Annotated in this window: 12 protein-coding genes; 11 read left to right on the plus strand and 1 reads right to left on the minus strand. The window is 43.7% G+C overall.

The window, feature by feature from the left end; genetic code table 11:
* The first annotated feature begins 28 nt into the window (after positions 1-28).
* From AC0YOD_RS09755 to AC0YOD_RS09805, 11 genes are all read left to right on the plus strand, one after another.
* Positions 29-892, plus strand: coding sequence for an RNA polymerase sigma-70 factor (locus tag AC0YOD_RS09755; protein WP_475799072.1), 864 nt, complete (start codon positions 29-31; stop codon positions 890-892).
* 274 nt (positions 893-1166) lie between these two features.
* Positions 1167-1358, plus strand: coding sequence for a hypothetical protein (locus tag AC0YOD_RS09760; protein ID WP_475799073.1), 192 nt, complete (start codon positions 1167-1169; stop codon positions 1356-1358).
* A 229-nt stretch (positions 1359-1587) separates the two neighbouring features.
* Entirely contained in the window at positions 1588-1812 is a 225-nt protein-coding gene (locus AC0YOD_RS09765) for an inositol monophosphatase family protein (RefSeq protein WP_475799074.1), read from the plus strand.
* Entirely contained in the window at positions 1799-2068 is a 270-nt protein-coding gene (locus AC0YOD_RS09770) for an inositol monophosphatase family protein (protein ID WP_475799075.1), read from the plus strand. The genes AC0YOD_RS09765 and AC0YOD_RS09770 overlap by 14 nt, the downstream gene beginning before the upstream one ends.
* Before the next feature lie 315 nt (positions 2069-2383).
* Complete coding sequence (locus AC0YOD_RS09775) at positions 2384-3319, plus strand: VanZ family protein (RefSeq protein WP_475799076.1); 936 nt, start codon at positions 2384-2386, stop codon at positions 3317-3319.
* 228 nt (positions 3320-3547) lie between these two features.
* Positions 3548-4495 (plus strand): helix-turn-helix transcriptional regulator, encoded by a 948-nt coding sequence (locus AC0YOD_RS09780; protein ID WP_475799077.1) that lies wholly within the window; start codon positions 3548-3550, stop codon positions 4493-4495.
* Positions 4496-4699: 204 nt separating this feature from the next.
* Complete coding sequence (locus AC0YOD_RS09785) at positions 4700-5104, plus strand: VOC family protein (protein ID WP_475799078.1); 405 nt, start codon at positions 4700-4702, stop codon at positions 5102-5104.
* A gap of 1076 nt (positions 5105-6180) precedes the next feature.
* Positions 6181-6855, plus strand: coding sequence for a stalk domain-containing protein (locus tag AC0YOD_RS09790; protein ID WP_475799079.1), 675 nt, complete (start codon positions 6181-6183; stop codon positions 6853-6855).
* A gap of 341 nt (positions 6856-7196) precedes the next feature.
* Positions 7197-7682, plus strand: a complete 486-nt coding sequence (locus AC0YOD_RS09795) for a P-loop nucleotide/nucleoside kinase family protein (protein ID WP_475799080.1) — start codon at positions 7197-7199, stop codon at positions 7680-7682.
* Between the two features lie 312 nt (positions 7683-7994).
* A complete protein-coding gene (locus tag AC0YOD_RS09800) occupies positions 7995-8909 on the plus strand; it encodes a phosphotransferase (protein WP_475799081.1) in 915 nt (304 codons plus the stop codon).
* 342 nt (positions 8910-9251) lie between these two features.
* Positions 9252-9461 (plus strand): hypothetical protein, encoded by a 210-nt coding sequence (locus AC0YOD_RS09805; protein WP_475799082.1) that lies wholly within the window; start codon positions 9252-9254, stop codon positions 9459-9461.
* A 117-nt stretch (positions 9462-9578) separates the two neighbouring features.
* On the opposite strand, the gene AC0YOD_RS09810 is transcribed toward AC0YOD_RS09805, so the two are convergent.
* Entirely contained in the window at positions 9579-12716 is a 3138-nt protein-coding gene (locus AC0YOD_RS09810) for an amidase family protein (RefSeq protein ID WP_475799083.1), read from the minus strand.
* Positions 12717-13276: the final 560 nt, after the last annotated feature.

The following is a 13276-nucleotide window of genomic DNA, read 5'->3' on the forward strand; positions in this document are numbered from 1 at the left end:
ATTAGAGGATAAGGATGGAAGTGGCAAGATGGAAGAGTTATATGAGCAGTATAAAGGGCTGCTGTTTACGCTTGCCTACCAACTGACCGGGTCGGCTTCCGATGCGGAGGATGTTGTGCAGGACGTATTCCTGAAGATAAATGACGTAGATCTGGCGAGTTTGGTTGAACCGAAAGCATATCTGTGCAAAATGGTGACTAATCGCTGTCGGGATTTATTCAAATCGGCGCGTAAACGGCGGGAACTGTATTTCGGACAATGGCTTCCCGAGCCCATTCTTACTCCCAATGATGAATCGTTTGAAGCGGTTGTTCAAGGCGAGCTGTTGTCTTACGCTATGCTCGTATTGCTTGAAAGGCTATCCCATACGGAACGGGCGGTGTTCGTGCTTCGTGAAGCGCTCGGCTTTGAATATTCAGATATTGCTAAACTTGTTGACAAAAGTGAAGCAAATTGCCGCAAACTGTTCAGCCGTGCGAGAGGAAAGATGGGGATTACCCTCGATGAGCAGGTTCACTCAGAAGAGGCGAGCGAAGAGTGGGTCCGTCGATTCCTGAAGGCTCTTGAACTGGGAAACGTGGACACGGTTGTATCCATACTCGCCGAAGATGTCGTGTTGGTCTCTGATGGAGGGGGCAAAGCGTTCGCCGCCGTCCATCCTATTGAATCGCGCGATCTCGTCGCACGGTTCCTTCTCGGTCTAATTCGTAAGGCGCCTCATTACGAAGGAGGCGTACATGTCGAAATGACGGATATAAATGGTCAAACAGGGCTTGTTGTCCGTTCAGGCGAGGGCATCGAAGTTGTTGTGCTGATACACGTTGAGAGAAATGCGATTTGCAACCTATACTTTGTTAGGAATCCGGATAAGCTGAAGCTTTTATTGAAATGAAAAAGAGTATTCGAAAAAGATTACACCGTTAGACCCGCTATGGAGATTCGTATCGTGCATAGTGGTATAGCGAAAGTTGTGAACAGTAACCACACATGTGGAGTGCTTAATATTGATGGTTCGAAAATGAGATGTGACAGTATCGCTCAAATGCATTGATTTTAATGTCTCTGTACACTTAGGTGTATTATTAGACTAACGAGCAGTTAAGGTAAAGCGCGGTGAACCGTATCACAAGTAGCGGCAAGTTTTTTTTGGTAGGAGACGGGCAAGATTGCTTGCGAGAGTTGTCGCCCATTTCAAGCAAAACGATGAAGCCGTTCTCGTTAAAGTTGAATTGATGTTCAGCTTCGTCTTCCAGTTCAGTTCTAAGTTGGTTGAAGTAGTCCTCGACATGGATGAGGAACGCCGAAGGGAGCAATTCAGCGCGAAGCAAATTGACAAATGTTTTTCTTCGTTTCGATGATTCTCAATCTACATACCTCCTGAAATTGAAAATGACTCCTCAAAAAGGGATGTGGTACTGGGTTACGAATATGATATATGTCTGAAAGTTTGCTTGAAGTGGTTAAGGGGCAGAAATGCTCAATTCGATTACGCACTTTAAGGAGGAATGGGAACAGAATGAAGTTCGAGCTTCGAGAATAAGCGGTGTTTGCAGAACAGGCTGTAACAAAAGCGGGTGACAGGAACTTGTGACATCAGCTGATTTGCTATCGGAAAGAATCATTCAAGAAGCCATAATGGGTAAATTTCAAGGTCATCGAATTCTTTCGGAGGAAGATGGAGTACATAACTGGGATAATTTCAATTTTAACGGTCCAGTTTGGGTGATTGATCCCTTAGATGGAACAGTTAATTTTGCTCGGAACCTACCGCATTACGGCGTTTCATTGGCTTTTGCCCTTGAACTGTCGTGACATTAGGCGTTTTGCCGCACCAACAGTAGACATTTGTTATGTGGCGTCCGGAAAATTAGATGCGCACACGGAATGTCTTGCACTTTGGGATGTAGCCGCCGCAGGCATGATTGCACGGGAGGGTGGGGCATTGAGTTGCCATGTACAAGTGGTGCCTGATGGCATCCCTAATGAACTCTATGGTGGAGAGGTCGTATTCACAACACCTGGAATCTTCGATGATCTCTTGACATTACTGCGTATGGAATCAGAATAAAAGGTCCAGTCTCATTTCAACATTGTTGCACATGCAAAAACGTTAGCTTAGTAAGGCATGATCTTCAATAAAAAGGCATTCTTTGTTGAGATGGCTTAGAACTTGTCGTTACAGACGGCGCGGTGAACCGTATCACAAGTAGCGGCAAGTTTTTTTATGGAATTCCTTGCGGGGCATAATGGAAAATTGAGACCTTTGTCAAGAGCATTGAATTTCCTTCTCCTTGCATGATAGCAGGTTTGCCTTTACTGTTTACCAGCGTGTCCTCATGAGGTGTTCTGGTCTACAGAGCTCTTTCGAATAAAGGAGCAGATAATGAACACCAAGCATCGTAAAGTTATTTTAGCCATTACCCTATGCTATACCATTTTAATTGTTTATTTTATGTTTATTGCTTTCGGCAGAGCGGATACCATAGGTCGGGAGACAGGTTATACCTTTCTATTTTTACCGAATGGATTTTTCAAGCTGCCGGATCTATCGGATCTTCTACATCCTACGATGATGGATGCTGTGCGATTTGGAAACATCGCAGCCTTCATCCCTTTCGGTATCTTGATCCCGTTGTTATATCGAACCGGCTTCATTCGATTCATGATCCTATTCATCCTGTGTATCCTTGTGCTTGAGACCGTTCAGGCGCTCACTTTGCTCGGCAGATTCGATATGAACGACGTTATTCAAAACTCTTTAGGCGCAGCAGTCGGATTCGGGGCGTTTAGATTCGGATTTCGTACAAAAAAGGTCCGGAGAAACCTAGCCGCTACGGGCATCTCCGCCATTGTCCTGATGATCGGGATTTGGGGGAGCTTCGGGATCGTCGACAAAGCGTTCACTAATGAACTAGGCCCCTTCGTTGCATTAAACGAGCTGACAAACAGCGGTGCAAGTTCATCGACGGGAACAACGCGAGAAAGCTTCCAAATCGGCGGACAAAACATAGAGCCCCAGTATAATGCGTACAGCACCGAAGGTAAAAGTACGGTGACTTACACATATACGTTAGGCAAAAAGGAGCTTTATCTCTACTTGAATTTTGGGATTCCCGATCAAGAGGATGCTCATGGCAGTCTGTGCATCTCTGCCGATGGCCAAGAGTATCTGTCCACGTCCGTAGAAGATTCAAGCCATGAACCGGGGATGTCCTCCATTTATCTTCAAGGGGACAATGAGCTCACGATCACTCTGGAGGGGAATGAGAGAATATGGGATGTAGGATTCAGGGAGATGAGGTACACCTGGAATAAGTAAAGGGGCAAGGTCAGTTGCGGCTGGGAGAGAGGCTGGGTTGAGTCCCAAACTGGTCGAGAAGCTGCCACAGTAAGAAATGCTCCCCCTGCCCATGAGCGTAACCTTTAAATACTAAATGCAGTACATCAGGCGGAAGAAGAACTTGCCGTTACAGACAGCGCGGGGAACCTTACCACAAGTGATGGCAAGTTTTTGGTGAACCGAATTAAGTTTCAAGGGGGGCAGCCAATGAACAAAACAGACCGTTTATTAGCCATCGTGCTGGAGCTGCAAAGCAGAGAAGTGGTACGGGGCGAAGATTTGGCGGACCTATTCGAAACCAGCGTGCGGACCATCTATCGTGACATTCAGGCACTTAGTGAAGCAGGCGTGCCGATTATAGGTGCCCCAGGCACAGGATATTCTTTAATGAAGGGTTATTTCCTGCCGCCGATCAGTTTCACGGTAGAAGAAGCCGTAACCTTGCTTATAGGAACGGACTTTATCGAGCAACGATTTGATGATGAGTATCGTGTCAGGGCTCAAGTCGCTCGGAGGAAAATCGAGGCCATTCTATCGGAGAGCGTTCGCAATGAGACCTCACGTGTGCGCAAGGCGCTGCGCTTGCTCACTCCTGGTAAACGGGTCGCACTGTCAAAAGAAAGGGAATATTTCGAAAAGATGCGTCGAGCGATATTAGATGAACGAAAGATCAGATTTCATTATTCAAAAGGGATTGGGGATTCCAAGGAGAATCACCATAGTGATCGTACCGTTGCTCCCTATGGCCTGGTACTCGTTGAGGGATCTTGGATGCTCGTGGCCCGTTGCGATCTACGCCAAGACATTCGCCATTTCCGTTTGTCCCGAATGACCGAACTTATCGATCTGGAAGAACGATTCGAACTACCGGAGCATTTTAACTTAAGGGAGTATAGCCCTCCGGATGATCGCCACTTGCGAGTTCGCCTTCGATTTAACCATGACATCGCAGATAAGGTGAAGGAATCGAACTATCATTACATAGAGGATATGGAAGAGCATCAAGATGGATTGCATGTGGTCTTACGCGTTCGTCAACTGGATGAATTGCTGCAATGGGTGCTTGGCTGGGGAGCGGGTGTGATAGTATTGGAACCTGAATCATTCCGAAATTGTATTCGCGAGGAAACTCAAAAAATGTTAAAACGCTACTGACATAACGTTGTCAGTAGCGTTGTTTTATAATTGGGTATGTAAACGTAAAGGAGTGGTGAGATTAAATGCGAAGTACGTCTTGCATCGGTAGGGGACATAGTCAATCTATTTTTTACAGCTACTTTGCCCCTTAAGGAAGCTTCGCTGGTTCTGGCCCACGATAATACGGTATTGTATCATTTATTATAGGAAGGTTGATATCTTGTGAATTTCGCTTCTGTGCGCATCATTACCGACGACGTGGATCGTCTCGTCGTGTTCTATGAGAAAGTCATGGGTATTTCGGCGGAGCGCCTCGCGCCCGTTTTTGCCGAACTCGTTGTGCCATCATGCACCCTGGCAATCGGCCACTCCCAGACGGCGCAACTATTCGGCGCTGGTTCCGTCGTGGCGGCCAACAATCACACTGTCATCATCGAGTTCCGCGTCGACGATGTCGAAGCCGAATACGCGCGCTTGAAGCCATTTGTCGAGGATTGGGTAAAGGAACCGACCACGATGCCGTGGGGGAACCGTGCTGTGCTTTTCCGCGATCCCGACGGCAACCTCGTTAACCTCTTCGAGCCGGTGACCGAGGAAGCGATCAAACGGTTCAGCGGTAGGCGTTGACGGACAGTTAAGGTGAGTGAGGCCTCAATTTAGGGGACAATAGTTTCAAAAATCCGTTGTCGCTGGGGGCTTAGAATGCCCCCTTCCATTACATCAATAATAAGCATTCGATACATGTGGAGTGCTGAGTGTCGCTAATGAGAAAGTAGTGAATTAGAGTCACATTTACCTGAGGGTGATATCTATTCGTATCCAAGCGGACATAACGCTTGAGCCTTTTTTTCTTATAAGGCTCTGTTAATTTCATTGTTGAAGTTTGCTAAATAGATTTAAAATCAACTGATAGGATGCTTACCATACCAAACCCTAAAACTAATATAGTTGACTTCTGCGACTTTGTTGAGTTTGTTTTATTTATGAAGGAGTGCAATTTAATATAGTGAAACGGGTAATATAAAAGCCAATGGTGACTACAATGGGTCACTTTTTTTATGATAGGGATGGTTATTGATTATGCGATACACTTGATAAACCTGATCAAACAATATCGTTATTTTTAGAATCAAGTCCATTTCCATCTGATTTAAGGTCAGAGTCTCATCGTAACGTATATTAGATGAACCCACAATAATGGACACATTAGAAAGTGTCCTTGATGGAACAAGATAGACCAATGAAAAGAAAACAAGTGTTTCGAAAGCGCATTCGAACCGTTTTAGCCAATACATGATGCTTATTTCATGACGATTTGTACAACATGCCAGTGGCTTTAAACTCGTCATTGGTCGCTACAGTCCATGGTTCCTTAGGGTCAAACGTTTCAGTTAAATCGTTTCGAAGTTGCCATCATCCTCCTTGTAGTCTGGATGAACAGAGCTCTGATTTGTTGTGACTACTAGTAGTGGTGCTAACTTTACTAGTAATACCTTCTATTGATTTCATTCGAATCTCAGTGGTCAGCATACGATGGTACGGATTAAAGTGAATAGGAGTAATCTGCTGTTCAAATGAATGTAAATGGTATTTCGTTTATTTTTTATATAAAATATTCCATAAGAACTATAGATCACAGTAAATAATTTCTCTATAATATCTAGTATTGCTTGTAATAACTTGCCACAAGGAGAGTGAAGAAAATGAAGAAAAAAGCATTTGTTGCTATTATTAGCGCATCAATGCTGGCCAGCATGGGAACTGGCGCTTTAGCAGCAACTAAGCTGCAGGAAATTAAAGCGTACCTTAACCCTGAGGTAAGAGTGCAGGTCGATGGAACTTATGTTGATTTACGTGATGTTAAGGGCAATGCAATTGCACCAATCAGCTATCAAGGAGCAAATTATTTTCCTATTCGCTCCATCTCCGACGCACTTGATATAGCAGTCGATTATGATGAGACTACCAAAACGATTATTTTAGGCGAGAAGGTCGACGGCGTTTCAATTGTAGATGGCTTCAAAGATATGTATTATACGAAAGACACAGCTAAAACAACCTATAAAGGCAAGGATTATAAAGAAGCATATTTCAACGATGGATCTGGCAACCGCAGCAGCAACTTTATGCTCTATCCAAATAAAGAGCATCAAACACTATACCTTCAGATAGCAGCTGTTAACGGTGATATAACGGACCTTACAATACAAGACGGCGATACCAATACTATTTTGAAAAAGATAGATGTGATCAAAGCTGAGGAAGGCTTGGTCACTGTCCAAGCGGATATCGCTGGCGTTAAATCATTGTATATTCACGGAAATGTAAAAGGTGATACTACCGTCTTTGTACCATTAACTACTTCGTATTATAAATAAGTCTTATCTAACAAAGGGTATCTCCTTCACGAAGGAGATACCCTTTGTTTCTATTCCAGCATTTGATAGCCGCTTTATGTCACACGTGAGTGTGTACTTTAAGGGGATAATACCAATGGGTCAAGCTTTTTCCGTTTGCATCATACTCAATCTAACTAGCCTATTCCTGTATACTAGTCATGTGGAATTCTTAATATAGATGGTTCACAAGGAATTGATGAGATGTGACAGAATTACTCAAATACATGGCGTGTAAGGATCGTGTATATTTAGATTCTATATTACGTTTGGTGGGATAGCTCCTGCCTGTTATTCATTTCAATTAAAAAGGGGAGTATAATTTGTTAAATGAGGAATGTTGTGGCAGAGTTATTTTTATGTGTGGTCCTGCAGGATCGGGGAAATCAACTTACGCGAGACAACTGGAGCTTCAGGGTATGGTTAGACTTTCTTTCGATGAAGAATCATTCAAAAGAGATATTACAGTGCATCCGCTCCCTGAAGCAGTTCATGATGAGATAAAACAATACCTTGATCAGAAACTGGTGGAATTGATTACACAAAACATTAACGTGGTTCTTGATTATTCATTTTGGTCAAGAGAAATGCGTGATGAATATAAGGAAATACTTAGACCATACGATATTGAACCAGAAATCATCCAGATAGTTACACCAAAAGAAGTGATTTTAGAGAGGATTTCGAACAGGATGGGAGCGCATGCAAATGATATTCGGTTGACAGAACTGTTAGCTGCTCAATACTACAATAATTTTCAACCCCCTACTAAAGATGAGGGTTATATAACGATTATAAAAGGGTATTAGAAATATAACCTTCTCACCAAGGGGAAACTAGATATCTATGACATCATTACTATACACTCCACGCATGTGGAGTGCTTAATATTGATGATTCTGAAACAATAATTGAGATGTGACGGTGCGGCTCAAAGGCATTGATTGTAATGATATGATCGTGTACGCTTAGGCACTGGTATTAAGTGAACGGGCAGTTTAGCGGAACAAAACGGTTAGATTGTTCTCAAACATAATATTAAATCCATGGTATGATGTGGGAAATGGGTCAAGGTTAGGTGAGCAGATTTTCTATTTTTGCGAGGGAGGCGATAAAGGGATATGGAAAGTTCGAATCAATGGGATGCAGAATGGGAAGTATCAGAAGAATTGGCTTATAAATTAATAAGCAGTCAGTTTCCGCAGTTAGCTACAAAAAGCGTAAAAAAACTAGGACATGGCTGGGATAACACTGTTTTTCTTGTCGGGGCCGAATATGTATTTCGCTTTCCAAGAAGAGAAATTGCAATTAATTCTTTAAGGATGGAAGGAAAGATACTTCCTAAGCTTAAAGATTATTTTTCCATTGCATATTCGATACCGCTATTTTTTGGGGAAGGGGATTATAATTATCCTGCACCCTTCCTAGGCTACCCCTATTTATCCGGAGAGTTTCCAATCGGATTAACTGACAAGCAACGTGCGCTATCAGCAACAACGCTCGCGCAATTTTTAAAAAGCTTACATGCATTCCCTGTGCAAATTGCCCAAGAAAATGGAGTTCAGCATGACCATAGAAATCTGACTGATATTGCGATGCGTAAGGAGAAGATACATAAATTCATTTCCGACCTTGCCCTTCATTTCAGTGAAGAAGAGTATCATGCAATATCAAATTATTTGGAACAGCTCAGAACTGAAAGAGTGAATCAAAAGTATGTATTCCTTCATGGTGACCTTCATTTTAAAAATATACTGGTAGATGAGAATGGAAGAGTTTCAGGGATTATCGACTGGGGAGATATCAATATAGGACATCCTGCTTGTGATTTGAATGTTGTGTATAGCTTTTTACCTCCGGATGCGCGTTCTGACTTTTTCAAAGAATATGGGGATGTAGATGAAGAAACGAAGATCTTATCTCGATTGATTGCCATATATATTCCCATTTTGATAATGATGCAGGCAATTGATGATAAAGATGAAAGGTTGGTTGAAGAAGCAAAAGTGAACATAAAACGTGCTCTTTCAGATTAAGAAATGTCATTCCGCTAACGGGGAACGATAGTTGAAGAAATCGCCTTATCATAGGTGATCTTTTTCTTTATTTATCTAAAACGATAATAGTGCCTTGATTCATCGCAATATTACGTACTCAAGTCATGTGGCTTGTTGCTCACGGTTAGTTTGCAACGAAAAAAACGAATTAGAAGTTAATCTGGGATCGCCCTCACTTTACAGAGAAGGTGTTTTTTATTTGGAGCGGGAGAAGGATGCTTAAAGATAGTCGGGAGGAATTGACATCCCAATATAATATTTGTCTAATTTAGTTTGGGCAGTACACATCTTTTCGGCAATTAGAAGAGAAGATTTTGGGATATGAAAGAAGGATATTCCAACATATTCTACAAAGTAACAAGAGTCTATCTAAAGGATATTGGCTCTATTGAAATTTCTTGGTTTGCTATTTCAGCAAATACTAGCAAGAGAAGTACTTTATTTTTTGGTGATTATCAAATTCCTGCAATTTGCATAAAAAAAAGAGAACCCAATGTGGAAACACATTGGGTTCTTGGAATAATTCCTTAAATGGCTGAATGATCAGAGGAGTATGAATCAAGAGGATCACATACAGTTCAGTGAGAGCCAGTAGATGAAGCACCTGCGGGTTACTCGATTGTGAAGTCGGGAGTTAATCACTCACTCCTATTCGCTACGCTTCAATACCTTTGTCACCATCGTGGCGAATTCCGCTCTCGTAATGTCATTGGCCGGTTTGAAAGTGCCATCCGTATAACCTGTGATGATCTGGTTAGCTGTAAGTGCAGCGATATAGTTGTATGACCAGGAGCTTGCTTGAAGATCTGAGAACGAAGCGGTGGTGCCGCCGCTCAGATTGAATGCTCTTACCAGCAAAGCGGCCATTTCTTCACGGCTTATCATAGCATCAGCTTTAAACGTACCGTTCGTGTATCCAGTCAGTAGGCCGGCTTGTTGTGCGGCGCCAATGTATCCAGCAGCCCAGTGGCTTTCGGAAACATCTGTAAAGCTGTTCGCCTGCGACGTTAATCCGAGTTCGGTAGCTAGAACCTTCACGGCTTCTGCGCGCGTGATGCCAAGATCCGGTCTGAAGCTGCCATCCGGGTAACCGTTAATCAGTCCTTTTTTAACCAAAAAGTCGATGCTTTCTTTCGCCCAGTGTCCATTCGTATCAGTAAACGAAATGGTTACTGGTGGGTTTTCAGTCTGTTCTCCCTCTTCTCCAGTGGATCCATCTCCAGGTAAAGTTGATCCATTTCCAGGTTCGGTAGTTCCGTTTCCAGGATTAGTCGTCTCGTTCGACAAGTAAGTTAGCTTAGGTGCAAAGGTTGTGAGAACGCTAGCTTTTGTTTGTTGCTCCAATGCGTAGCCCATGCCGAGAATATTAGCATCATCCCAAGCCTTGCCCACCAGTTGCATAGACATTGAGTAGCCATTTGGGCTAGTGCCTACAGGAACCACAACGGTTGGTAAACCAACGCTGGATGTCAAAACACCGGTAGCTCTATCCGAGCTCAGTTGACTAGCTGCGCTATCATTGTTATATACGTCACTGATGAATCCAGGATACACAACGCTGTCAACATCGTTTTGATCCATCCAATTCGCAATTATTTCCTTATAGTTGGTTCTGTAATTGATATAGGCTTGTACTTGAGCTTCAGTCATACGTGGTCGAACTTGCAAGTTTCTTTGGTTGTACAACAGTACCAGTGGTGAGGCGAGCAGATTATCACCGGTCTCGTAAGGGAAATCCTCGTGCAGCTCGATGTAACGTGCCCAGCCTTCACTACCCGCATTGCCGCCTGGACTCGATCCGCCGCCAGGTGGAGTACCGATTTCAACCATTGTAGCACCTGCTGCTATCAAATCGGCAAAATGCTCTTTCACTGCCTCGCCTGTACCATCATCTGCGTACGAAGAAATAAATGAAGAAGGGATATAGCCGATACGCTTGCCTTGCAGGGCATTGATATTTAGAGCCTTAGTCCAATCCTCCGGCTTAAATTGGTCTGCTTCCTTGGTTAGTATATCATCTGGATCTGTACCTGTTGTAGCATTAAGCAAATAAGCCAGGTCGGTAACGGTACGAGCGATTGGGCCAGCATAATCCTGTCCCCATGTCAGCGGCATAACGCCGCGCGTACTGGCCATACCGTCTGTACCACGGAATGTAGTCAAGCTTGCACCTACGGAAGGGGCGTAAAGAGAAACGCCTGTTTGTGTACCCATAGCTGCTGCGGCGAAGTTTGCTGCTACAGATACTGCCGAACCCCCGCTAGAACCAAATGATGTTTTGGACGGATTGATTGCATTCCATGTCTGCATCCATCCACTTTCACTCATGCTGCCGCTGTTGGCGAATTCCGATGTATTTGTCTTCCCGATGATGATAGCTCCTGCTTCTCTTAGCTTTTGTACCTGATAAGCGTCTGATCCTGGCCGCCAGCCGTCAAGTGCTTTGGACCCGCCAGTCGTTGGCATGTCCTTCGTGTCATAGATATCCTTGATCGCAATTGGAATGCCAAGCAATTGGCCTGTTTGACCATTTGCCCGAGCTGCATCCGCCGCCTTGGCCTGCTCGATTGCTGTTTCTGCAACATGTAGGAAAGAGTGGAAGCCGAGCTGACCCAAGTCGTATACGTTGATACGATCCAGGTAGGCCTGCGTGATAGCTTCCGAAGTCGTAACACCATTCTCCATATCGGCTTGCATTTCTGCAATGGACTTGTTCACTACATCATATTTGGAGGTTGTAACCATTGGCGGTACTGCTGGAGCCGCTGGAATAGGCAAGGTGGTAACTGTGGCACAAGCTTCAGCATCAAAGCCTGGCAGATTAGTTACATCCCAGTTGCTCAGTGTACACACCTGTGCTGTTGTTAGGTGAGTGAGATCGGGTTCAAGCACCAGTTGATTCATCGAATCGGCAGCCGTAGTCAACCGATTAGCGTCAGTTCCTCCTACCATCACATATCTGGCAAGTGACTTGGTTTGGTTAGGCTCGATCGATAAGGTATGTATGAAGCCATAGAAGTTCGCATCGTTACCCGAAGTAGCCATTGGCGTTGTGAAAGGATCCTTCTGTTGGTTGCCAGTCCCCTTAAGTGCACCTTCGAAGGGGCCTGGGGTACCAAGCACGATGCCAATCGGGCGGTCTGCAGGTCTGGAGTTGTCTACCAGAACCCATGAGTCTTCGTTGTTGATGATGGTGTCGCCACTGGATGTTTGTTGGACTGCGGCATAATATGGACCTGTTCCATAGCCTAGTGATCCACCTAATGATACATCTACCGTCACCGGCGAAGAGGTTGTGTTGGTGAACGTATCAAAGAAACGAGTTCTGTTATTTGTGCTATCAAAGTAGATATCACGCGTAATGAGTACATCGCCGAGATTAACGGAGCGGGTCGTGACAAATGTATTTGTGCCATCGTATTCAAGCCCAAAGTCACGCATCATTTGACCATTCATGCGAGGTTTTGGATTGGTTGACACTTGTACGAAAATATTGCCGAAGCCTTGCATCGGTGTATCAGTCGCACTGCGAACACTGCCTGTATCAAGGTTTGGTGCGAAGGAATCGTGGAAATCCCATCTTGTGCCGCTATCCGCTGTAAGTCTCGTTAGTGCATGAGCGCTATTAACTGGTAGCAGGCTAGTAATGGCAATTGATAGTGCGAGTGAAGCTGCAAATATAGATTTCTTACTATAAAAACGGTGTCTTGCAGTAGTGGAGGCTTCGATGTGGTCTCTGTGCGTTTGGTATCTTGTTGCTTTCTGTTTGTTCTTAAAGTTAATCAATATGTTTCATCTCCTTTATTTAAATCTAGTAGGAATTCTAGCACCATGTAATATATTAATCAAGAAAAATATCATAATGTGTTATTAAAAGTAACATATAAAGTTTCATATAATTGAAAGGTAAGGGGATTTTTTTGATTTATGACTAAAAAACCATGCTAAATGACGAAAAGGGGCTTCCGTTTCTCAGTATTTAGCTTGTAGAACGATCGCTCCTTGATTTATTGATAGATTCATGAAAATAACATGTCATAAACTATCACACGAATTTGGCGAAAATCCCTAATAGCTGAACTTTCATTTGATTGATGACTAGCGAGCTGTCACCTTTCGTCTTTTAGACTAAACCTAGGTTCAGCAGACCGTTATTTGGATGAATAGGGAAGTGGAAGAAGGTTATCAAAGTCTGAAGGCATATCTTGAAACAGCATCTTCACAAAGGGGAAGGTAAGGGGGAGGGATATCTCGCAACCCGAAAACTTGCTTATGTATGCTTAGTTGTCCTACTGTTATGTAGCTAAAGTACACAACAGAACCAGTGATACAATGCTTAGTGAAAG

This window comes from Paenibacillus sp. J31P13, from assembly GCF_056269295.1.

Coding starts and splice junctions, on each gene's coding strand:
- AC0YOD_RS09755 (WP_475799072.1), top strand. CDS start 29: ATGGAAGAGTTATATGAGCAGTATAAAGGGCTGCTGTTTACGCTTGCC.
- AC0YOD_RS09790 (WP_475799079.1), top strand. CDS start 6,181: ATGAAGAAAAAAGCATTTGTTGCTATTATTAGCGCATCAATGCTGGCC.
- AC0YOD_RS09805 (WP_475799082.1), top strand. CDS start 9,252: ATGAAAGAAGGATATTCCAACATATTCTACAAAGTAACAAGAGTCTAT.
- AC0YOD_RS09780 (WP_475799077.1), top strand. CDS start 3,548: ATGAACAAAACAGACCGTTTATTAGCCATCGTGCTGGAGCTGCAAAGC.
- AC0YOD_RS09775 (WP_475799076.1), top strand. CDS start 2,384: ATGAACACCAAGCATCGTAAAGTTATTTTAGCCATTACCCTATGCTAT.
- AC0YOD_RS09800 (WP_475799081.1), top strand. CDS start 7,995: ATGGAAAGTTCGAATCAATGGGATGCAGAATGGGAAGTATCAGAAGAA.